Genomic DNA, 20587 nt, shown 5'->3' with positions numbered 1-20587 from the left:
TGGCCCCACCCGGTTCGTCGGCGCCAGAGGCGATTCGTCGGCGTCCTCAGCTGCAGCTGATGTCGGGGTTCCAGTCGCTGAACATGCCGGCCGGGTTGTCGGCCCACACCCAGGCGTGGGTGAGGTAGAAGGCCGGACCGGGGGGAGGCACGAGGATGTGCATGTCCATGCCGAGCACCGAAGGTGGCGTGGACACACCGGCCGGGTTGGACTGGGCACTGCGCACGACCCACTCGACCGCGACGAGCTCGAGCCCCCCGCTGGGGGTCGGGGCGTAGACGAGCACCTCGGGCTCACGTGCGTCGACGCTGTTGTCGGCCATCAGCGCGGCGTTGAAGTAGTGGTACCCCATCGCGCCGGCTGTCGGGTGCGAGACGCACCCTGTGACGATCCGCGCGCCCGCGCCGTTGACCCACCCCAGCTCGTAGCCTGCCTCCTTCGCCGCGGAGACGCGATGGAATGCCGCGGTGGCCGCGCGGACCCGCGCGAGCTGGGCCTGCATGGCGCCGGCGACGGGCTCGCGGCCGTGCATCGAGTGGCCGAGGACCCCTGCGTGGGCCGGACCCGGCTCCTCACCCGCAGCCCCGGACGGGAGCAGGGCCAGGCCGGTCACCAGGCCTCCGACGATCGCGAGGCCCACGGCGGCGCTCGCGCCGAACCTGCCTCGTCCATCCTTGTTCGTGCGCATCTCCGCACCTCTTTCGTCCGGCCAGGCCGTGGGAACTTCCCGCAGCTGGAACGCGTCGGGTGCGGCGATCGGTTCGGCGCCGTGCATGCACAGGTTTGTGCACAAGGCGGGCCAGGCTGTGCACGGGACCGGGACGTCGTGCACAGATGTGCGTGCGCGCCTGTGGGTCTGGCTCGCGATGTTGTTGGGGCGTGCACCGCGGTCCTAGAGTCGCGCGAAGCCGTTCTCGGAACTGTCGACGTGTCGACAAAGTTCGCGGCGCTCGGCGTGATCCAATCGAAGTCCGGTCGAGGCGTGGAGGAGCAGACATGAGCGGTGCGGGATTCCCCGGTCACAACGGCGGCAGCAGTGCGGCCGAGATGCCGCCGCTGGTCCGACCTCCGCAACCGACGCAGCCCGCCCAGCCCAGTCCTTCCCCTCGAGACGAGCACACTGTGACCCAGCCCCTCCAGTTCGAACGACCCGTCGCGGTCGACGTGGCCCCGCTCGGCCCCACCGGCCGACCGATGCCGGAGTTCCCGGAGCCGACCATGCTGACCGAGCACGGTGGCGCGCGGGTCATCTCCATGTGCAACCAGAAGGGCGGGGTCGGCAAGACCACCACCACGATCAACCTCGGCGCCTCGCTGGCTGAGTTCGGACGCAAGGTGCTGCTGGTCGACTTCGACCCGCAGGGCTCGTTGTCGGTGGGCCTGGGCCTCAACCCGCACGAGATGGACCTCACGATCTACAACCTCCTGATGGACCGCGAGGTCGCCATCGACGAGGTCGTGGTGCCCTCGGGCATCGAGGGCATGGACCTGCTGCCCTCCAACATCGACCTGTCGGCCGCCGAGGTGCAGCTGGTGCACGAGGTCGCCCGCGAGCAGACCCTCCAGCGGGTGCTCGCCCCGGCGCTCGAGCACTACGACATCATCCTCATCGACTGCCAGCCCTCCCTCGGCCTGCTGACGGTCAACGCGCTGACCGCCTCCGACGGCGTGATCGTCCCGCTGGAGTGCGAGTACTTCGCGCTCCGCGGCGTGGCCCTGCTCAAGACGACGATCGACAAGGTGCGCGAGCGGCTCAACCCCAAGCTCGAGATCGACGGTGTGCTCGGGACCATGTTCGACGGCCGCACGCTCCACAGCCGCGAGGTGATGGAGCGACTGGTCTCCGCGTGGGGCGACAAGGTCTTCCACACCGTCATCCGCCGCACCGTGAAGTTCTCCGACGCCACCGTCGCCGGCGAACCGATCACGTCGTACGCCTCGACCTCGACCGGTGCCGACGCCTATCGTCAGCTGGCCAGGGAGGTGCTCACCCGGTGGCCCGCCGAGTGAGCATGCCGGCCGCGGACGACCTGTTCCGGCCGACCTCGACCACCGAGCAGCAGGCCGCCGACCAGCGCCCCCGGCGGGTGCGCGCGGTCGTCGACGACGCCGAGCCCACCGAGGCTGCGCCCAAGCGGCCGAGCGGCCGGATCCGTCACGACGAGAAGATGACGGTCTACGTCACCGCCGACGAGCTGCTCGACATCGAGCACGCGCGGCTCACGCTGCGCCGCCACCACGGCCTCGCCGTCGACCGCGGACGCCTGGTGCGTGAGGCGCTGGCGCTCGTGCTCGCCGACCTCGAGACCCAGGGCGTCGACAGCCCCCTGGTCCAGCGACTGCTGGACGAGTGAGCGAACCAGCTGCGCTCGAGCCGGGTAGCGAGGCGCCGGCGTTCGCCGTGCGCCTGGACAACTTCGAGGGTCCCTTCGACCTCCTGCTGGGCCTGATCGCGAAGCACAAGCTCGACATCACCGAGGTGGCGCTCTCCCAGGTCACCGACGAGTTCATAGCCCACGTCAAGACGCTGGGGGAGCAGTGGGACCTCGAGCAGACGACGTCGTTCCTGGTCGTCGCGGCCACCCTGCTCGACCTCAAGGCGGCCCGGCTGCTGCCGTCGGGTGACGTCGAGGACGAGGAGGACCTGGCGCTCCTCGAGGCGCGCGACCTCCTCTTCGCGCGGCTCATGCAGTACCGCGCGTTCAAGCAGGTGGCCGCGGTGCTGGCGGACCGCCTCGCCTCGGAGTCGCGTCGCCACCCTCGTGCCGTGGGGCTGGAGGAGCGGTTCGCGACCCTGCTGCCCGAGGTGCTGATCGGCATCGGCCTCGAGCAGTTCGCCCAGCTCGCGGCCAAGGCCATGGAGCCCAAGCCGGTCCTCGAGGTCTCCCTGCACCACATCCACGCCGCCAAGGTCAGCGTGCGCGAGCAGGCACAGGTCGTCGTCGACCGGCTGCGCCGCAGCGGCACGATGACCTTCCGCGCCCTGTGCGGCGACTCGCCCGACCGCCTCACCACCGTGGCCCGCTTCCTGTCCCTCCTCGAGCTCTTCCGCGAGGGCGCCGTGTCCTTCGACCAGGTGACCCCGCTCGGCGAGCTCACCGTCCGCTGGACCGGCGCCGAGGACGGCGACGTCGACATCCACGACGAATTCGACGGCGCCCCGCCGACGGACGATGATGCAGCCATGTCGTCCGCCGAACCCGAGGAGGACCAGTGAGCGACCAGCCCGAGCCCGAGACCCCGGCCGAGGACGTCGAGACGCTCGCCGTGGCCGTCGCGGAGCTGCGCCCGGCGCTCGAGGCGGTCCTGATGGTCTCCGACGAGCCCCTGGACAAGGTGCGGCTGGCCTCGGTGGTCGGCCACCCGGTGAGCGAGGTGGAGGCTGCGCTGGAGGCGCTGGCCGCGGAGTACGCCGAGCAGGGCCGCGGCTTCGAGCTCCGATCGGTGGCCGGCGGGTGGCGCTTCTACTCGCGTCCGGAGTTCGCCGGCGTGGTCGAGTCGTTCGTCCTGGAGGGCCAGCAGGCCCGGTTGACCCAGGCGGCGCTCGAGACCCTGTCGGTGGTGGCCTACAAGCAGCCCGTCTCCCGCGCCCGGGTCTCCGCGATCCGCGGGGTCAACGTCGACGGCGTGATGCGCACCCTCCTCAGCCGCGGACTGGTCGAGGAGGCGGGTCAGGACGAGCAGAGCGGCGCCAACCTCTACCGCACGACCTCCTACTTCCTCGAGCGCATCGGGATCACCTCCCTCGAGGAGCTGCCCGAGCTCGCCCCCTACCTGCCCGACATGGACGACCTGGAGGACGAGCTGGCGAGCGTCGCCGGGCTCGACGCACCCGCCCCCGTGGAGGCAGCGCCGGTCGAGCCGGAGCACGCGCCGGCCGGGGGAGCGCACCCCTCACCCCACAGCGGGTGGGGCACCGAGCCCGACGGCGGGACCGAGGTCACATGAAGCCCCACGACGCCGATCCCTCGCAGCCGGCCTCGCACCGGCCGAAGCCCGACGCAGACGGCATGATCCGCCTGCAGAAGCTGCTCGCCCAGTCCGGCGTCGCCAGCCGGCGCAAGTGTGAGGAGCTCATGCTCGAGGGCCACGTCGAGGTGGACGGCGAGGTCGTGACGCGCCTCGGCACGAAGGTCGACCCGCACACGGCCGTCGTACGCGTCGACGGCAAGCGGCTGCCCCCGATCTCCCCGCACGTCTACCTCGTGCTCAACAAGCCGCGCGGCGTCGTGTCGACGATGAGCGACCCGGAGGGCCGCCGCAACCTCGGCGACCTCGTCGCCGAGCGGCCCGAGCGCCTCTTCCACGTCGGCCGGCTCGACACCGACACGTCGGGCCTGCTGATCCTCACCAACGACGGTGACTTCGCCCAGCGCCTGGCACATCCGTCCTACGAGGTCGACAAGACCTACGTCGCCGAGGTCGAGGGCGAGCTGCACAAGGGCATCATCAAGCAGCTGCTCGCAGGGGTGACGCTGGACGACGGCCCGGTGACGGTGACGAGCGCGCGCATCGTCAGTGGCAGCCACGGGCGCAACGCCCACGACCGCACGATCGTCGAGCTGGTGATCCACGAGGGTCGCAACCGGATCGTGCGCCGCCTGCTCGAGCACGTGGGCCACCCGGTGACCCGCCTGACCCGCACCCAGATCGGCCCCGTCCAGCTCGGCCGGCTGGAGGTCGGCGAGATGCGCGAGCTCAGCCTCGACGAGCTGGGCGAGCTGATGGACAGCGCACAGCTCTGACTTCGCGCGCCGTTAGGGTTGGCCTGTGGCAGTGAGGGCAGTACGCGGCGCGACCCAGCTCGACGAGGACACCCGCGAGCACATGCTCGACCGGGTGGCCGAGCTGGTGAGCGACGTGATGGCGGCCAACGACCTCGACGTCGACGACTTCATCTCGATCATCTTCACCGCGACCAGCGACCTGGTCAGCGAGTTCCCCGCCTACGCCGCTCGCCAGCTCGGCTTCTCCGACGTGCCGCTCGTGTGCGCGCGGGAGCTGGAGATCGAGGGATCCATGCCGCGCGTCGTACGCCTGATGGCGCACGTGGAGACCGACCTCCCGCGCTCCGACGTCACGCACGTCTACCTGCACGGGGCGGCCAACCTGCGCCGCGACCTGAGCCGGACGACCAGCCATGACTGACGACGACCTCCCGGCCCTGACGGGGCCGGTCGAGGTCGTCGGCGCGGGCCTGATCGGGACGTCGATCGCCCTGGTCTGCCGGCGGCTCGGGCTCGAGGTGGTCCTGCGCGACACGTCGGCGAAGAACGTGCGCACCGCCACCGGCCTCGGCGCCGGCCGCCCCGTCAGGGCCACCGACCGCCCGCAGCTGGTCGTCGTGGCCGTGCCGCCGGTGACCATCGCCGACGCCATCGTGGAGGCGCTCGGGCGCTCCGACGCGGTCGTCACCGACGTCGGCAGCGTCAAGGCGGCGCCGCTCGAGGCCGTCGCCGGCCGGGTCCGACCGGCCGACCTCGCTCGCTACGTCGGCTCCCACCCGATGGCCGGGAGCGAGCGGTCCGGACCGCTGGCCGCCAGTGCCGCGCTCTTCGACGGCCGCCCCTGGGCGGTCACGCCGCACCCCGGCGCCGCCGCGGAGGCGGTCGGGCTCGTGGAGTCGCTCGTGCTGGAGTGCGGGGCGTCGCCCCTGCGCATGGCGCCCGCCGAGCACGACCGCGCCGTCGCCCGTACGTCCCACCTGCCGCACCTGGCCGCGGTGCTCGTCGCGGGACGGCTCGCCGCGGCACCCGCCGAGCACCTCGCCCTGTCGGGTCAGGGCGTCCGCGACGTCACCCGCGTCGCGGCCAGCGACCCGGGGCTGTGGCAGCAGATCCTCGAGGCCAACTCCGAGGCGGTGCTCGACCTGCTGGCCGAGGTCCGCGCCGACCTCGACGCCCTGATCACGGCCGTCGCCGACGACGCCGGACCCGATCTCGTCGAGATCCTCGCTCGCGGCAACGCCGGCACCGCCGCGATCCCGGGCAAGCACGGCGGCCCGGCGCGTCCGACCCGGTCGGTCTTCGTCTCGGTGCCCGACCACCCGGGCGAGCTCGCGCGCCTGTTCGGCGACGCCGGTGAGATCGGCGTCAACATCGAGGACGTCCACATCGACCACGATCCGGGGCGCCCGGTCGGCCTCACCGAGCTCGTCGTCGAGCAGGGCAGTGCCGAGCACCTGCTCGCGGCTCTCGAATCCCGCGGGTGGACCACTCACCGGTAACCTTCTCGCCCGTGAGCAGCGCCGACACCGCACCGGATCCCGGGTCCCTCGTCATCGCCGTCGACGGCACCTCCGGGTCGGGCAAGTCGAGCACCTCCCGCGGCGTGGCCGAGCGGCTGGGCCTGCGCTACCTCGACACCGGCGCGATGTTCCGGGCGATGACGTGGTGGCTGCTGCGTGAGGGCATCGACGTACGCGACGTCGCTGCGGTCGCCGCCGCGGCCGGGCGTCCCCGCATCGAGTCCGGCACCGACCCGCTCGCACCCACCATCACCGTGGACGGCGTCGACGTCTCCGTCGAGATCCGCGGCGAGGACGTGACCGCGGCCGTGAGCCCGGTCAGCGCGGTGCCCGAGGTGCGCGCGCGGCTGCTCGAGCTGCAGCGCGACGTCATCGGCGACGGCGGCATCGTGGTCGAGGGCCGTGACATCGGCTCGGTCGTCTGGCCCCAGGCCGAGGTGAAGGTCTACCTCAGTGCCGACCCCGACGCCCGCGCCGCGCGCCGCGCGGCCGAGGAGGGCGGCTCCGACCTCGCCCTCACCCAGGAGTCACTGCTGGAGCGCGACCGGATCGACTCCGGGCGCGCCACCGCGCCACTCACCATGGCCGACGGTGCCGTGCACGTGGACAGCACGCACCTCACGCTGGCGGAGGTCATCGAGAGCATCGTCGCCCTGGCCGTCCGGGTCCTGCCGGGGGCCCGGGAGGGCTCGTGAGCGGGGACGAACTTCCCGCGAGCCGTGCCGAGCATCCCCCGACCACGATGCTCCATGGGCTGCGCCCGGTCGCGTCGTGGCTGGTCCGGCGGCGGTGGCAGGTCACGCTGCACCATCCCGAGCGGGTGGCACCGCACGGTGGCGTCATCCTGGCGTCGAACCACGTCGGCGTCATCGACGGCCCGTTGCTGGCGATCTTCTCCCCGCGACCGGTCCACGCGCTCACCAAGCGCGAGATGTTCGACGGCCGGCTGGGTGGTTTCCTCCGGCGTGCGGGCCAGATCCCGCTGGACCGTTTCGCCGCCGACCCGGCAGCGATCCGCTCCTGCCTGCGTGTGGTGCGCGACGGGGGAGTGGCCGGCATCTTCCCGGAAGGCACGCGCGGCGACGGCGAGCTGCGCCGGTTCCACCACGGTGCGGCCTACCTGGCCCTGGTCACCGGCGCCCCCGTCGTACCCGTGACCATGATCGGCACCCGCCCGCCGGGCGGGGGCTCGAGCGCGCTGCCCGAGCGCCGCGGCGGCATCGACATCGTCTTCGGGGAGCCGTGGCGAACGACACAGCAGCCGTGGCCCCGCACCAGGGAACACGTAGCTGCCACGTCAGTGTTGCTACGGGGGCACATGCTGTCCGAGCTGGACAGCGCCCTCTCGCAGACGCGCCGATCCTTGCCCGGGCCCCTTCCTGCGGGACAATCCGAGGACGACCCCGACACCGGGCTCGTCTCTTCCCCCCAGAGAACTGTGGATACGCATGAGTGAGCACGACGTCAGCCGCCCCGAGGGCGAGACCGCCGACACCGGACCGACCCCGGTCCTGGCCGTGGTGGGTCGCCCCAACGTGGGCAAGTCGACCCTGGTCAACCGGATCATCGGCCGCCGCGAGGCCGTCGTCGAGGACCGGCCGGGGGTGACGCGCGACCGCGTGTCCTACGACGCCAACTGGAACGGCCGCGCCTTCACCGTGGTCGACACCGGCGGCTGGGACCCCGACGCCCGCGGCCTCGCCGAGCGCATCGCCGCGCAGGCGGAGGTGGCGGTGACGCTGGCCGACGCCGTGCTCTTCGTGGTGGACGCGACCGTCGGCATCACCGACTCCGACGAGGCCGTCGTACGGATCCTGCGCAAGTCCGGCAAGCCGGTCGTGCTGGCCGCCAACAAGGTCGACGACACGCGCACCGAGGCCGAGGCCTACGGTCTGTGGAACCTCGGGCTGGGCGAGCCCTTCGCCGTCTCCGCGCTCCACGGTCGCGGTTCGGGAGACATGCTCGACGCCATCCTCGCCGCGCTCCCGGAGACCCCGATGGAGTCCTTCGAGGAGGTCGGCGGCCCGCGGCGGATCGCGATCGTCGGCAAGCCCAACGTCGGCAAGTCCTCGCTGCTCAACATGCTGGCCAAGGAGGACCGTGTCGTCGTCGACAACGCGGCCGGCACCACGGTCGACCCCGTCGACGAGCTGATCGAGCTCGGCGACCGCACGTGGCGCTTCATCGACACCGCCGGCATCCGCAAGCGGGTCAACCAGGCCTCGGGCCACGAGTACTACGCCTCGCTGCGCACCTCGACCGCCATCGACCGCGCGGAGGTGGCTGTCCTCGTCCTCGACGCCAGCGAGACGGTGTCGGAGCAGGACATGCGGATCATCCAGACCATCCGCGACGCCGGACGGGCGATGATCATCGCCTTCAACAAGTGGGACCTCGTCGACGAGGAGCGCCGCTACTACCTCGAGCGCGAGATCGAGCGCGACCTCGTCCAGGTGCGCTGGGCGCCGCGGATCAACTTCACCGCCCGCACCGGCTGGCACGTGGACCGGCTGGTCCCCGCGATCGAGAAGGCCCTCGAGGGGTGGGAGACCCGCATCGGCACGGGTGCGCTCAACACGTTCCTCGGCCGGCTCGTCGCCGAGCACCCGCACCCCGTGCGCAGCGGCAAGCAGCCGAAGATCCTCTTCGCGACCCAGCCGTCGACGTCGCCGCCGACCTTCGTGCTCTTCACCAGCGGCAAGCTGGACGCCGCCTACGAGCGCTTCATCGAGCGTCGGCTCCGAGAGGAGTTCGGCTTCGTCGGCACGCCGATCGTGATCCAGCAGAAGCCGCGGGAGAAGCGCAAGCGCTGACAGCCCGGCCGGTCAGGGATTGAGCCCGGCGGCGCGGAACCAGTCCATCGGGTCGATGGGGAGGCCGCCGCCGGGACGCACCTCGAGGTGCAGGTGCGGTCCCGTCGAGTTGCCGGTCGAGCCGACCGAGCCGATCGGGTCGACGACGTCGACGTGCTCGCCGACGTAGACCGACGCGTCCGTCTGGTGGCAGTACCAGATCTCGGTGCCGTCCGGCAGCGTCACGATGGTGCGCAAGCCGTAGGGACCGGAGTAGGCCACGTCAGTCACCGTGCCGCCGGCGACCGCCACGATCTGCTCGCCCGGCGCCGCGCCGAAGTCCTGGCCGCCGTGCTGTGCTTCCCACATCGGGCCGGTGAGGCCGAAGCCGGCGGAGAGGTGGTACGACGCCAGCGGCAGCACCGTGCGTACGGCGTCCGGGTCGCCGGTGTAGCCGTACTTCGCGAGCAGCGCCTTGCGGCCGATGATCGCTCGCTCGCGCGCATCGGCGCGACGGTTGAGGCCGATGAGGCTCTGCTGACGCTCGCGGACCTGCCTGGCCAGGGCCCGCGCCTCGGCCTGGCGGACCGCGTCGCGACCGACCGTCTCGGGCACGGTCGCGTCGGCGCGGGGCGCGGCGAGGACGAGACCGAGCATCGCCGCGACGGCAGCGGCGACGGCGCCGGCTCGGCGCGACAGTGACGACATGGAACCCCCCACAGGTTGGCGATCCATGGTGGGTCGGGCTCCGGCTCGCGTCAGCCCTTACCTGCAGAAATGGCCCGTTCGGACTAGTCGACGCCGCCGCGGGTGCGCTGTCGCCGGCGACAGCGGTCTAGATGGGCGGGTCGATTCCGTGGGTCTGCGAGGCCTGCGGTAGTGTTCCCATCGCTTCACGGCGTCCTGCCGGGGGCATTCGGGCTGTGGCGCAGCTTGGTAGCGCACTTGACTGGGGGTCAAGGGGTCGCAGGTTCAAATCCTGTCAGCCCGACCGACAAGAACCGGCTCTGACCAGCAGCAGGAACGCTGGGTCAGGGCCGGTTCTGCACGTGGTCGGCAGCATGTCGCGACCTACTGCACCACCACCTGGCCGACCATGCCCATGCCAGCATGGAGGAGGCAGACGTAGGTGTAGGTGCCGGCCTTGGTGAACTTCACCGTGAACGTGCTCGGCGGAGGTCCGAACCCGGCAGGCAGGATCACCCCTGAGCTCAGGGCGCCACCCTGGAAGTTCGTCGGGTCGCCCGTGGGTGCGAACGGGTTCGCCGGGGGCGGCCCGAACGTGACCGTGTGCGGCACCGGGAACGCGTTCCTCGCCATGTCGAAGGTGACGCTGTCGCCGACCCTCACCACGATGCTGCCGGCGATGAACCGGTTGACCATCGCCCGCATGTCCGAGGCGCCCATGAACACGTGGTGGGAGTCGGCGGCACCGAGTGCGTCAGCCCACAGGTTGAGCCCGTGCTCGATGTCCGCGTTCGCTGCCTCGGTGGCCATCGCGTTGTACTCGGCCTGCGTGTGCGGATAGGGCTTGCCCGCCTTGCGGACCACGACGACCGCCCTCATGGCCTTGCCGTGGAGGTAGCAGATGTAGGGGTACCTGCCCGGCTTGAGGAACTTCAGGTCGTACGAGTCGACCGCGTCGGGGAAGATGGCGTCGGGTTCCGGGATCATGATCCCGGAGCTGCGGAACTGCCCCGGCCTGGAGATCGTGCCCTTCGGCGTCTGCGCCGACATGTAGGGGGTCGCCAGGTCGAACTCGACCGCGGGGTGCTTGTCGTTGATGAAGGACACGGTGTGCGGCTCCATCGAGTTGGAGACCCATCGCACGGTGTCACCGGCGTTGATCCAGATCTTCTTGGGGCCGTAGCCCATTGTCTGGACGGCGCCTGAGCTCGACTCTGCGCCGACCATGACGTTCCAGGTCCGGGCCTTGGTAGGGGATGCGGCGTGGGCGTTGCTCGCCAGCAGCGCTGGCATGGCGGCGAGCAACAGGGCGAACACCGCGAGGAACACCGAGGATCTCCTCGATCGAGCCGACTTCGGGGGCATGCTCACTCCTTCGCAGTTGGGAACCTTCCCAATCTCCTCAGGGCGCCGCTCTTCGACAACCTCGATCGCGAGAGGTATGGACCACCTCTCGACGACCACAGCCGCAGTCCTGCCGGAATGAGTCGGCAGTCCCGGTGAGACCGGGCTGCGGACCCGGTGCCCGTCCTGAGATCCCACCACACCCGAGATCGCCGGCCCGTGCCTGCGGACCTGCTCCGGCGCGACCGTCGATCACGAGGCGGGAAGCTCCCGCCGTACGGGATCGGTGGTCGAGATGCGAACCTCACTCCTGGCAGCAACGGTGGTCCTGGGCCTGGCGACGACGCTCGCAACGCCAGTGCTGAGCGCAGCAGTGGGGGACGAGCCCCCGACCTCGTCCCAGCGGCTGCCCGCTGCGGTCGTCGAGCCGCCAGCGGCCGACGTGGTCTTCAACGACCCGACCGGCGACGTGGCCGCGCAGAACCGCATCGCGGACCGCATCCGGCGGGCGATCGACGCCACCCCGCGCCACGGCACGATCCGCATGGCGGCGTACAGCTTCGACCGCCCCGACATCGCGGACGCGCTCCTGAGGGCGTGCACGCGGCGACAGGTCACCGTGCAGGTCGTCCTCAACGACAACTTCGTCTCGATGCCCGCCCGTCGCCTGCAGCGGGCGCTGGGCGCGGGGCCCGACGCCAGCCTCGATGCCTGTCGGACGGGCGCAGGGCCGGGCTTTGTGAAGGTCTGCCACGCGAGCTGCCGGCTCGGGGACCGCGGCAACCAGCACATGAAGTTCTACCTGTTCTCCGAGAGCGGGGACGAGTCGTACGTCGTCATGCTCGGCTCGGCGAACCTGACCGGCTACGCCGCAGGCGTCCACTGGAACGACCTGGTCACCTTCACCGGCAGCCGGCAGCTGTACGACGACTACAGCCAGCTGTTCGCCGAGCTCGCCGCCGACCGCCAGGTCGCGGCACCGACGACGGACGTGACCCTCGGCGACGTGACGACGAGCATCGGCTCCGGACGACCGGCGACCGCCGACGACGACGCTGTCGCCCGGCGGCTCGCCGAGGTCGACTGCGCGGCACTGCCCGGGTCCGGCGTCGCCGGACGCACCGTGGTGCGCGTCAGCATGTACGGCTGGCAGGGGCGGCGCGGGCTCGACCTCGCCCGTCGCACGGCCGGGCTGAGCGACCGGGGGTGCCGGGTCCAGGCGCTGGTGAGTGCGGCCGCACCCGACGTCGTCGCGACGCTGCTCGAGGCTGGCGTCCGCGTCCGCAGCGCCACCCTCGACGTCGACGACAACGTCGCGACCGGGTTCGAGGACTCGGGTTGGGAGCACTTCGTCCACGAGAAGTGGATGTCCCTCGACGGGACCTGGGACGGCGCCGCCACGCGAGCGGTGTGGACGGGCTCGGAGAACTGGTCCGACGTGTCGCTCCTCAACGACGAGCTGGTGGTCATGATCCCGCGGCAGGAGGTCCACGACGCCTACGTCGCGCACTTCGACGACGTGTGGGACCACCACTCGAGGGCGCTCGGCTGACATGTTCACGTTTGTCCGCCTGACCTGTCGCACCGGCGCTCGGGTGCTCCGGTGCGTTGTCAGCGGATGGCGAGCGTCGCCGTGGTGACGCAGAGAGTGGCGCAGAGCGCGCCCCACGCCGCCAGCCTGAGCAGCGGCACCCGGAGCCCGGCGGAGCGGCAGCGCTGGAGCCACAGCAGGGTGGCCAGGGAGGCCCACGGGGTGACGAGCGCGCCGGCGTTCACCCCGACCAGCGTGGCCACGAGACGGCGGACGTCGTCGGCCGCGGAGGGCTCGACGACGAGGTAGGCCGGGAGGTTGTTGACCAGGTTGGCGGCGACGGCCGAGGCGCCCGAGAGGTGCAGCAGGTCGAGCGCGCGGGTGCCGGAGCCCACCGCGGGCGCGAGCCAGTCGAGGAGGCCCTCGCCCTGGGCGATGCGCAGGAGCCCGGCGACCAGCACGAAGGCGCCGGCCATCAGCCAGGGTGGGCGCACCTCGCGCAGCAGCGAGGGAGCGCGCCACACGAGCGCTGCCAGCAGCACGACCGCGGAGCCCACGGCCACGACCGCGGGCTCCCACCCCACGGCGAACATCGGCCCGATCGCCAGGCACACCAGGCCCGCGACGACGAGCAGCACCCGGTCGTGCGGGTCGGCGGGCGGGTCGACGGCGTACGTCCCGCGCAGCGCGCGCCGCTGCAGCACGGCGATCAGGACGAGGGTGGCGACGACCGCGCTGAGCGCGGGGAGCGCAGCGGTGCGGACGTAGTCGGCGTGGCTCGCGCCGAGGTCCTCGAAGCGGTGCACGGCCAGCAGGTTGGTCAGGTTGGACACCGGCAGGAGCAGCGAGCCGGTGTTGGCGATCCACAGCGTGGTGAGGGCGAAGGGCATCGGTGCGATGCCGGTCTGGCGGGCGATCGCCAGGCCCACCGAGGTCAGCAGCACCGCGGTCGTGTCGAGGCTGAGCACGATGGTGCTCACCACCGCGAGTGCGGCGAAGGTCAGCCACAGCAGGACCACCCGGTGGTGCGAACGACGGGCCAGCGCGTGCGCCGCGACGTCGAAGACGCCGGCCAGCTGCGCGACCTCGGCGGTGACCGTGATCGCGAGCAGGAAGACCGCCACCGGCACCACCTGCACGACGACGGGGTGGAGGACCTCGGGCACGGTGATCAGGAGGTGGGCTCGGGGAGCGGCCCGAAGACCTGGTTGCAGGTCCAGCCCGCGCAGCCGACGAGCTCGGTGCGGCGCAGCTCGAGGGCCCCACGGACCTCGGCGTAGGCCGGGTCGTCGATCCGGTTGACCATCTCCTCGGGATCGAGCAGGCGGTCGTAGAGGAAGCCGTCGGTGCCGTCCGTGCCGTAGAGGTACCGCTCGGTGCGTACGCCGCGGTGCGACCACCCGTCGCCGAGCGTGCGGCCGGTCTGGATCAGCGTGGTGTCGCGGAAGGCCTGGCCGTCCCCGCGCAGCGTCGGGGCGAGCGACGTGCCGTCGACCTGCCAGGCGGGGGAGACCCCGAGCAGCGCGGCGAAGGTCGTGGGGAGGTCGACCAGCGTGACGGGCAGGTCCGAGCTGCTGCCGGGCGTGATCCCCGGGCCGCGCACCAGCAGCGGCACCTGCAGGGCCTCGTCGGTCAGCACGTCCTTGCCGATGAAGCGGTGCTCGCCGAGCGAGTAGCCGTTGTCGGAGGAGAAGACGATGTAGGTGTTGTCGAGGACGCCCTCCTCGGCCAGCGTGTCGACGAGGGAGCCGACGGCGCGGTCGACCGCCTGGAGCGACTGGAGGCGGGCGGTGTTCTCCGCGCTGACCTCGTCGCGGCTGACCGGGGCCAGGTGGCGCAGGTAGGCCGGCTGGTCGCTGACGTGGGCCTCGTTGAAGGCGGGGTCGTCGAACGACTCCGGTCGGGCGTCGAGGAACAGGTCCTGGTCCTGGGGCTCGGCCGGCGGCAGTCCGCGGCCGCCCTCGGGGGTGATCCGGTAGTGCGGGGCGAGGTGCCAGGCGTAGACCACGAACGGGTCGCCGCTCTCCGCGAAGTCGCGGACCGCACGGTTGGCGTGGTCCTCGATCACCGACGTGACGTAGCTGTCGGTGTAGCGGCGCGGGTCGCCGTCGCCCGTCATCGAGAAGTTCACGTAGTCGTAGACGCCCCTGGTCAGTGCGTCCCAGCGCGACCAGCCGGCCGGTCGCACGTCCTGGGGGCCGTAGCCGTTGAGGAACTTGCCGACGAAGCCCGTGCGGTAGCCCGCGTCGCGGAACCACGAGCTGGCCTCGCGGGTCGGGTCGAGCGCCCCGAAGCCGCCGTGGACCCCGCGGTTGTGCTGCACCCCGTTGTTCTGCGCGTACTGGCCGGTCGCCAGCTGCGCGCGTGCCGGGCAGCACAGCGGGTGCGGCGAGATGGCGTCGGTGAACTCCATGCCCCGGTCGGCCACGAGGCGACGGGTGATCGGCATGTGGTCGAGGTCGCCGTCGCGCATGTCGTCGGTCAGGACGAAGACGAGGTTGGGGCGGTCGTCGCGCGCCGCCGGGGTGGCGGACGGCTGCTGCGTCGTCTGCACCATCCGGACCGAGCCGGCCTGCGTCGCGCCGTCGTTGGCGGTGACCGTGGCGAGCGTGGCCACGAGCACGACGAGCAGTGCAGCCGTGATCGACTGAGCCCACGCTCGCATCTACGTCATTCCTCGCCGGGACCCGGAGGGTCCTGCTGACTCACCCCGATGTGGGGGCAAGAGTAGGTGGCAGGAGCGGCCCTCCCCAAAGCGACACGACGAGTGTGGTGAAGCCGGTCCCGGCCGGTAGTCTGTGGCTTCGCCGACGCCAGACAAGGAACCCCCGCGCCGACCATGGACGAGAGTCAAAGTCCCCGCACGACCGCACTGAACACCTGGTGCGTGTCGTGACCCCCCTCCTGCTGCTGCTCGTCTCGCTGGCTCTCGTCGCCGCGTGTGGACTGTTCGTCGCAGCCGAGTTCTCCTTCGTCACGGTCGACCGGCCGAGCGTCGAGCGCGCCGCAGCCGAGGGCGACGAGGGCGCCCACGGCGTACAGCTCGCGCTGCGGTCGCTGTCGACGCAGCTCTCCGGTGCCCAGGTCGGCATCACCGTCACCAACCTCGCGATCGGCTTCCTCGCCGAGCCGGCGATCGCCGACCTGATCGACGACCCGCTGGCGAGCGCAGGCCTCCCCGACGGGGTCGTCACGCCGCTCTCGCTGGGGCTCGGGCTCGCCCTCGGCACGGTCGTCACGATGATCTTCGGCGAGATGGTGCCCAAGAACATCGCCATCGCGCGCCCGCTCGAGACCGCCCGCAACACCCAGGGCTTCATGCGCGCCTTCACGGCGCTCACGCGCGGCCCGATCCGTGCCCTCAACGGCTCGGCCAACATGATCGTGCGCCGCCTCGGCATCGAGCCGCAGGAGGAGCTCCGGTCCGCGCGCAGCTCGCAGGAGCTGGCCTCGCTGGTCCAGCGGTCCGCCGACCAGGGCACGCTCGACGCCGAGACCGCCGAGCTGGTGGAGCGCTCCGTCGTCTTCGGCAGCCGCACGACGGGCGAGATCATGACGCCCCGCGTGCGCACCACCACGGTCGAGGACGGCGACCGCGTGTCGTCGGTCATCGACCTGGCCCGCCAGACGGGCCACTCGCGCTTCCCGGTCCTCGACGCCGAGGACACGGTCGTCGGCACGGTCCACGTCAAGCACGCTGTCGCCGTGCCGGTGCACGAGCGGGCCACCACCCGCATCAAGCACGTGATGGTGAAGCCCGTCGTCGTCCCGGACAGCCTGCGCCTCGACCCGCTGCTCGCGCTGCTGCGGCAGGACGGCTTCCAGATGGCCATCGTGCTCGACGAGTACGGCGGCCACGCGGGGATCGTCACGCTGGAGGACGTCGTCGAGGAGATCGTCGGCGACATCTCCGACGAGCACGACCGCCTCGGCTCGCGCATCCGCCAGCGCCGCGACGGCAGCTGGACGCTGTCGGGGCTGCTGCGGCCCGACGAGGTCGAGGACGCCACCGACATCGAGCTGCCCGACCACGAGGACTACGACACCGTCGCCGGCCTGGTCATGCGCGAGCTCGGCAAGATCCCGGAGCCGGGCGACCGCATCGAGGTGGCGGTGCCCGACCGCACCGACCCCCACGAGCCGCGCGAGCGCCTCGTCACCCTGACCGTCGAGCGGATGGACGGGCTGCGCATCGACCGCCTCGACCTGCGCCTCGTCAGCCCGGCGCCCGAAGGGGCCGACGATGAGCGGTGACCTCTTCGGCGTGGTCCTCGCCGTCGTGCTGCTGGCCCTCAACGCCTTCTTCGTGGGTGCCGAGTTCGCCCTGCTGTCGGCCCGCCGCAGCCAGATCGAGCCGCGCGCGCAGGAGGGCTCGCGCGCCGCGCGCACGACGCTGCGTGCGATGGAGAACGTCTCCCTCGTGATGGCCGGCGCCCAGCTCGGCATCACCGTCTGCTCGCTCGGCCTCGGTGCCATCGGTGAGCCCGCCGTCGCCCACCTGCTCGAACCGTTGTTCCACCTGGCGCGCCTGCCCGACGACCTGCTGCACCCGGTCTCCTTCGTGGTCGCGATGTCGATCGTGGTCTACCTCCACGTCGTGCTCGGCGAGATGGTGCCCAAGAACATCGCGCTCGCCGGTCCCGACCGCGCGGCCCTGGTGCTCAGCCCGCCGATGATGGTGATCGTCACCGTGCTGCGCCCGGTGATCGCCGTCATGAACATGGTGGCCAACGGCGTGCTGCGACTCCTGAGGATCGAGCCCAAGGACGAGGTGCACTCGAGCTTCACGCGCGAGGAGGTGGCCGCACTCGTCGAGGAGTCCCGCGGGGAGGGGCTCATCGAGGCGGGGGAGTACGACCGTCTCGCCGGCGCGCTGGGGTTCACCGAGAAGTCGGTCGTGTCGATCCTGATGACCCCCGACACCCTGGCCACCGTGGTGCCCGGCTCGACCGTGGCCGACGTCGAGGCGTTGTGCGCCTCGACCGGCTTCAGCCGGTTCCCCGTGGCAGCGCCCGACGGGACGCTGCTCGGCTACCTCCACATCAAGGACGCCCTGGAGTCCGACGACGACCGCCGCTCGCGGGTGATCGAGGACAAGTGGGTGCGTCCCTTCGCGACGGTGCACCCCGACGACCTGCTCCACGACGCCCTCGAGAGCCTGCAGGTCAAGGGCGCCCACATGGCGCGGGTGGTGGAGCGCGACGGCACCGTCATCGGGCTCGTCACGCTCGAGGACGTGCTGGAGGAGCTGGTCGGCGAGATCCGCGACGCCGCGCACCACGACGTGTCCGCCGCCGACGCGTGAGCCGTGCTGGATAGGGTCTGATCGTGTCCGAGGAAGCGACCCGCGTCTGGACCGTGCCCAACATCATCAGTGTGGTGCGGCTGGCCGGCGTGCCCCTGTTCCTGTGGCTCGTGCTCGGACCCGAGGCGGACGCGATCGCCCTCGTCGTGCTCATGGTCGCCGGCTTCACCGACTTCCTGGACGGCTGGCTGGCGAGGCGGCTCGACCAGTACTCCAAGCTCGGCGAGATCCTCGACCCCGTCGCCGATCGCCTCTACATCCTGGCGGTCGTGATCGGGCTCCTGCTGCGCGACATCATCCCGTGGTGGGTCGCGGTCGCGTTGCCCCTGCGCGACCTGTTCCTCTGGGGGCTCGTGCCCTTCCTGCGCACGCGCGGCTTCTCCGCACTGCCGGTCCACTTCCTCGGCAAGGCGGCCACGTTCAACCTGCTCTACGCCTTCCCGTTGCTGCTGCTCGGCGAGGGCGACGGCATCGTCGCCACGCTGGCCCGCACCTTCGGCTGGGCGTTCGCCTGGTGGGGGATCGGCCTCTACTGGTGGGCCGGGGTGCTCTACGCCTGGCAGGTGCGCACCCTGCTGCGCGAGACACCACGACGTACGTCGCACGCGACCGACCATGGCTGAACCACGCAGGGCCGGGACCGTGGAGAGCGCCGGGCGCCCGCTCCCCGAGCACGTCACGGCTCCGCTGCTCACGGTGATCACCGCACGGTCGATGGACGAGGACTACGCCCACGTCGCGCAGAAGCGCGCGGCGGCGGGTGTGCCCGCCCGGCAGCAGTCGCGCCCCCACTGGGTCAGCCTCGTCGCGATCGCCGTCCTGGGCGTGATGGCGGCGATCGTCGCCGCGCAGACCGACCGCGAGGCCGAGGTCAACGAGCTGAGCCGCGCAGCGCTGATCGAGCAGATCGAGACGCGCAGCGCCGAGGTCCGCGACCTGCAGCGCCAGGTGGCCGACCTCGCCCGGTCCAACCAGGCAGCGGCCGCCAACAGCACGTTGGTGCAGGCGCGGGTCGACGACATCGAGACCCGTGTCCGGCGCGCCGAGCTCAACACCGGCTACTCCGTGGTGCACGGACCCGGGGTGCGGATCACCGTCGACAACCCGCCCGGGGTCGTCGTCGACGACGAGATCCGCGACGAAGACCTCGCCGTCCTCGTCGACGGGCTGTGGGAGGCTGGCGCCGAGGCCATCGCCATCAACGACCAACGGCTCAACGCCCTGGGTGGCATCCGCAACACCGGACGGGCGATCCACGTCAACGGCCGGCCGGTCAACGCCCCCTACGTCGTGTCGGCCATCGGCGACACCCGTACGCTCCAGGCGAGGCTGCTCCAGAGCAGCCAGGGCCAGGTGTGGTTCGGCTGGGTCAACGGACTCGGGTTCGTCTACAGGGCCGAGAATGTGGACGACATGCGCCTGCCGGCTGCACCGGAGCGGGCGCTGCGTGATGTGATCGAGCTGAATGCCGACCCGGACGGCAGTTCTGAAGGAGAGGGGAGCGCGCCGTGATTGCTGCCCTTGGCCTGCTCATCGGCATCATCGCCGGCCTGGTCTTCGCCCCCGACGTGCCGCTGGGCCTCCAGCAGTACCTCCCGATCGCGGTGGTGGCGGCGCTCGACGCCGTGTTCGGCGCGCTGCGCGCCTACCTCGACGGCATCTTCGACGACAAGGTCTTCGTGGTGTCGTTCGTCAGCAACGTGGTCATCGCCGCGGCGATCGTCTACCTCGGCGACCAGCTCGGTGTCGGCGCCCAGCTGACCACCGGCGTGATCGTCGTCCTGGGCATCCGCATCTTCTCCAACGTCGCCGCGATCCGTAGGCACGTCTTCCATGCCTGACTCGACGCCTGACCCGACGCCTGGCTCGACATCGGACCGGAAGCCCGACCCGACGCCGCACCACCGCGTCACGGAGGAGCCGGACCTGGGGCGCGACCGGCTGCGCAAGGCGCTCACCCGCCCGTCGCGGCGGCAGGCCGTGGTCGGAGTGCTCCTGGCCGTGCTGGGCTTCGCCTTCGTGGTGCAGGTGCGCGACACGCAGGCCAACGACACCTACGCCGGGCTCCGCGAGGACGAGCTGGTCCAGGTGTTCGAGGGCCTCACCGGCACGGCCGACAGGGCGCGCCGGGAGGTCGACCGCCTCGAGGCGCGCCGCGACGAGCTCAGCGACGAGACCCGGGCCCGGGCCGCGGCCCTCGACGAGGCCGAGCAGCGCGTGCGCACCCTCAACATCATCGCCGGACTGGTCCCGGTCACGGGTCCCGGGCTGCGGGTGACGATCACCGAGTCGGACACCCCGGTGCCCGTGGGCTCGCTGCTCGACACGGTCCAGGAGCTGCGCACCGCGGGGGCGGAGGCGATGGAGTTCAACGACTCCATCCGGCTCGGCGCCGACAGCTCGTTCGAGGACGCGGTCGGGGGCGTCGAGCTCGACGACCAGCTGCTGGAGTCGCCGTACGTCCTCGACGTGATCGGCGATCCCCACATCCTGCGCACCGCGCTCACCTTCTCCCTGGGCCCGGTCGAGACCCTCGAGACGCTGGACAACGCCACAGTCGAGATCGAGGAGCTGGAGTCGGTGGAGATCACCAGTGTCCGGGAAGCTTCACGACCTGCCTATGCGGAGTTCGGCACGGGCCAGTAGCCTGCCGGGCATCCCCACCACCGCAGCTCGAGGAG

General features: G+C 71.5%; 22 protein-coding genes and 1 tRNA gene. 18 read left to right on the top strand and 5 right to left on the bottom strand.

The genetic code is table 11. From position 1 onward, the window contains the following. Positions 1-46 precede the first annotated feature (46 nt). Complete coding sequence (locus ACS3YM_RS08510; RefSeq protein WP_439939628.1) at positions 47-775, bottom strand: hypothetical protein; 729 nt, start codon at positions 773-775, stop codon at positions 47-49. Between the two features lie 272 nt (positions 776-1047). On the opposite strand from ACS3YM_RS08510, the gene ACS3YM_RS08505 reads away from it, so the two are divergent. Genes ACS3YM_RS08505 through der form a run of 10 tightly spaced genes read left to right on the top strand, consistent with a single transcriptional unit; the run spans position 1048 to position 9060 of the window. Further along, complete coding sequence (locus ACS3YM_RS08505; protein ID WP_439939858.1) at positions 1048-2010, top strand: ParA family protein; 963 nt, start codon at positions 1048-1050, stop codon at positions 2008-2010. Further along, positions 1995-2354, top strand: coding sequence for a hypothetical protein (locus tag ACS3YM_RS08500; RefSeq protein ID WP_439939627.1), 360 nt, complete (start codon positions 1995-1997; stop codon positions 2352-2354). The genes ACS3YM_RS08505 and ACS3YM_RS08500 overlap by 16 nt, the downstream gene beginning before the upstream one ends. Further along, positions 2351-3217 (top strand): segregation and condensation protein A, encoded by an 867-nt coding sequence (locus ACS3YM_RS08495; protein WP_439939626.1) that lies wholly within the window; start codon positions 2351-2353, stop codon positions 3215-3217. The genes ACS3YM_RS08500 and ACS3YM_RS08495 overlap by 4 nt, the downstream gene beginning before the upstream one ends. Beyond that, a complete protein-coding gene (gene scpB, locus ACS3YM_RS08490; RefSeq protein ID WP_439939625.1) occupies positions 3214-3948 on the top strand; it encodes an SMC-Scp complex subunit ScpB in 735 nt (244 codons plus the stop codon). The genes ACS3YM_RS08495 and scpB overlap by 4 nt, the downstream gene beginning before the upstream one ends. Next, positions 3945-4745, top strand: coding sequence for a pseudouridine synthase (locus ACS3YM_RS08485; RefSeq protein ID WP_439939624.1), 801 nt, complete (start codon positions 3945-3947; stop codon positions 4743-4745). Before scpB ends, ACS3YM_RS08485 begins: the two co-directional genes overlap by 4 nt. A 25-nt stretch (positions 4746-4770) precedes the next feature. After that, on the top strand, positions 4771-5148 hold the full coding sequence (gene aroH / locus ACS3YM_RS08480) for a chorismate mutase (RefSeq protein WP_439939623.1): 378 nt from the start codon (positions 4771-4773) through the stop codon (positions 5146-5148). Then, positions 5141-6226 carry a prephenate dehydrogenase gene (locus ACS3YM_RS08475; protein WP_439939622.1) on the top strand — a complete coding sequence of 362 codons (1086 nt, stop codon included), beginning with the start codon at positions 5141-5143 and terminating at the stop codon, positions 6224-6226. The genes aroH and ACS3YM_RS08475 overlap by 8 nt, the downstream gene beginning before the upstream one ends. An 11-nt stretch (positions 6227-6237) precedes the next feature. Further along, positions 6238-6942, top strand: a complete 705-nt coding sequence (cmk, locus tag ACS3YM_RS08470; RefSeq protein ID WP_439939621.1) for a (d)CMP kinase — start codon at positions 6238-6240, stop codon at positions 6940-6942. After that, positions 6939-7703, top strand: a complete 765-nt coding sequence (locus ACS3YM_RS08465) for a lysophospholipid acyltransferase family protein (RefSeq protein ID WP_439939620.1) — start codon at positions 6939-6941, stop codon at positions 7701-7703. Before cmk ends, ACS3YM_RS08465 begins: the two co-directional genes overlap by 4 nt. Further along, positions 7696-9060 (top strand): ribosome biogenesis GTPase Der, encoded by a 1365-nt coding sequence (gene der / locus ACS3YM_RS08460; RefSeq protein ID WP_439939619.1) that lies wholly within the window; start codon positions 7696-7698, stop codon positions 9058-9060. Before ACS3YM_RS08465 ends, der begins: the two co-directional genes overlap by 8 nt. A gap of 12 nt (positions 9061-9072) precedes the next feature. Here der and ACS3YM_RS08455 read toward each other — a convergent pair whose 3' ends face one another. Next, on the bottom strand, positions 9073-9747 hold the full coding sequence (locus ACS3YM_RS08455) for a M23 family metallopeptidase (protein WP_439939618.1): 675 nt from the start codon (positions 9745-9747) through the stop codon (positions 9073-9075). A 209-nt stretch (positions 9748-9956) separates the two neighbouring features. Between ACS3YM_RS08455 and ACS3YM_RS08450 the strand changes: the two genes are divergently transcribed. Continuing rightward, positions 9957-10030: transfer RNA gene (locus ACS3YM_RS08450), tRNA-Pro, on the top strand. A gap of 80 nt (positions 10031-10110) precedes the next feature. Here ACS3YM_RS08450 and ACS3YM_RS08445 read toward each other — a convergent pair. After that, on the bottom strand, positions 10111-11091 hold the full coding sequence (locus ACS3YM_RS08445) for a cupredoxin domain-containing protein (protein ID WP_439939617.1): 981 nt from the start codon (positions 11089-11091) through the stop codon (positions 10111-10113). A 274-nt stretch (positions 11092-11365) separates the two neighbouring features. On the opposite strand from ACS3YM_RS08445, the gene ACS3YM_RS08440 reads away from it, so the two are divergent. Then, positions 11366-12622: a phospholipase D-like domain-containing protein gene (locus tag ACS3YM_RS08440; RefSeq protein WP_439939616.1), complete on the top strand. Its 1257-nt coding sequence runs from the start codon at positions 11366-11368 to the stop codon at positions 12620-12622. Positions 12623-12681: 59 nt separating this feature from the next. On the opposite strand, the gene ACS3YM_RS08435 is transcribed toward ACS3YM_RS08440, so the two are convergent. Together ACS3YM_RS08435 and ACS3YM_RS08430 are read right to left on the bottom strand one after the other, a co-directional pair. Beyond that, positions 12682-13767: an SLC13 family permease gene (locus ACS3YM_RS08435; protein ID WP_439939615.1), complete on the bottom strand. Its 1086-nt coding sequence runs from the start codon at positions 13765-13767 to the stop codon at positions 12682-12684. A 5-nt stretch (positions 13768-13772) separates the two neighbouring features. Beyond that, on the bottom strand, positions 13773-15266 hold the full coding sequence (locus tag ACS3YM_RS08430; protein WP_439939614.1) for a sulfatase family protein: 1494 nt from the start codon (positions 15264-15266) through the stop codon (positions 13773-13775). A 227-nt stretch (positions 15267-15493) separates the two neighbouring features. Here ACS3YM_RS08430 and ACS3YM_RS08425 point away from each other — a divergent pair, with 227 nt between their 5' ends. The 6 genes from ACS3YM_RS08425 to ACS3YM_RS08400 are packed head-to-tail and all read left to right on the top strand — an operon-like array spanning position 15494 to position 20552. Beyond that, positions 15494-16855 (top strand): hemolysin family protein, encoded by a 1362-nt coding sequence (locus tag ACS3YM_RS08425; protein WP_439939613.1) that lies wholly within the window; start codon positions 15494-15496, stop codon positions 16853-16855. After that, positions 16845-17906, top strand: a complete 1062-nt coding sequence (locus ACS3YM_RS08420; RefSeq protein ID WP_439939612.1) for a hemolysin family protein — start codon at positions 16845-16847, stop codon at positions 17904-17906. Before ACS3YM_RS08425 ends, ACS3YM_RS08420 begins: the two co-directional genes overlap by 11 nt. A gap of 23 nt (positions 17907-17929) precedes the next feature. Further along, positions 17930-18529: a CDP-alcohol phosphatidyltransferase family protein gene (locus ACS3YM_RS08415; RefSeq protein WP_439939611.1), complete on the top strand. Its 600-nt coding sequence runs from the start codon at positions 17930-17932 to the stop codon at positions 18527-18529. Next, positions 18522-19418 (top strand): DUF881 domain-containing protein, encoded by an 897-nt coding sequence (locus tag ACS3YM_RS08410; RefSeq protein WP_439939610.1) that lies wholly within the window; start codon positions 18522-18524, stop codon positions 19416-19418. Before ACS3YM_RS08415 ends, ACS3YM_RS08410 begins: the two co-directional genes overlap by 8 nt. Continuing rightward, positions 19415-19747 carry a small basic family protein gene (locus tag ACS3YM_RS08405; RefSeq protein WP_439939609.1) on the top strand — a complete coding sequence of 111 codons (333 nt, stop codon included), beginning with the start codon at positions 19415-19417 and terminating at the stop codon, positions 19745-19747. Before ACS3YM_RS08410 ends, ACS3YM_RS08405 begins: the two co-directional genes overlap by 4 nt. Next, complete coding sequence (locus ACS3YM_RS08400; RefSeq protein WP_439939608.1) at positions 19740-20552, top strand: DUF881 domain-containing protein; 813 nt, start codon at positions 19740-19742, stop codon at positions 20550-20552. Before ACS3YM_RS08405 ends, ACS3YM_RS08400 begins: the two co-directional genes overlap by 8 nt. Positions 20553-20587 lie beyond the last annotated feature (35 nt).

It is taken from the genome of Nocardioides sp. N13(2025) (assembly GCF_051912545.1).
GTDB lineage: Bacteria > Actinomycetota > Actinomycetes > Propionibacteriales > Nocardioidaceae > Nocardioides.
This window is presented reverse-complemented; position numbering and strand designations above follow the sequence as displayed.

Excerpts from the sequence above, each read along its gene's own strand:
- ACS3YM_RS08510 (WP_439939628.1), bottom strand. The coding sequence starts at position 775 with ATGCACGGCGCCGAACCGATCGCCGCACCCGACGCGTTCCAGCTGCGG.
- ACS3YM_RS08505 (WP_439939858.1), top strand. The coding sequence starts at position 1,048 with ATGCCGCCGCTGGTCCGACCTCCGCAACCGACGCAGCCCGCCCAGCCC.
- ACS3YM_RS08485 (WP_439939624.1), top strand. The coding sequence starts at position 3,945 with ATGAAGCCCCACGACGCCGATCCCTCGCAGCCGGCCTCGCACCGGCCG.
- ACS3YM_RS08475 (WP_439939622.1), top strand. The coding sequence starts at position 5,141 with ATGACTGACGACGACCTCCCGGCCCTGACGGGGCCGGTCGAGGTCGTC.
- der (WP_439939619.1), top strand. The coding sequence starts at position 7,696 with ATGAGTGAGCACGACGTCAGCCGCCCCGAGGGCGAGACCGCCGACACC.
- ACS3YM_RS08455 (WP_439939618.1), bottom strand. The coding sequence starts at position 9,747 with ATGTCGTCACTGTCGCGCCGAGCCGGCGCCGTCGCCGCTGCCGTCGCG.
- ACS3YM_RS08445 (WP_439939617.1), bottom strand. The coding sequence starts at position 11,091 with ATGCCCCCGAAGTCGGCTCGATCGAGGAGATCCTCGGTGTTCCTCGCG.
- ACS3YM_RS08440 (WP_439939616.1), top strand. The coding sequence starts at position 11,366 with ATGCGAACCTCACTCCTGGCAGCAACGGTGGTCCTGGGCCTGGCGACG.
- ACS3YM_RS08430 (WP_439939614.1), bottom strand. The coding sequence starts at position 15,266 with ATGCGAGCGTGGGCTCAGTCGATCACGGCTGCACTGCTCGTCGTGCTC.
- ACS3YM_RS08420 (WP_439939612.1), top strand. The coding sequence starts at position 16,845 with ATGAGCGGTGACCTCTTCGGCGTGGTCCTCGCCGTCGTGCTGCTGGCC.
- ACS3YM_RS08410 (WP_439939610.1), top strand. The coding sequence starts at position 18,522 with ATGGCTGAACCACGCAGGGCCGGGACCGTGGAGAGCGCCGGGCGCCCG.
- ACS3YM_RS08400 (WP_439939608.1), top strand. The coding sequence starts at position 19,740 with ATGCCTGACTCGACGCCTGACCCGACGCCTGGCTCGACATCGGACCGG.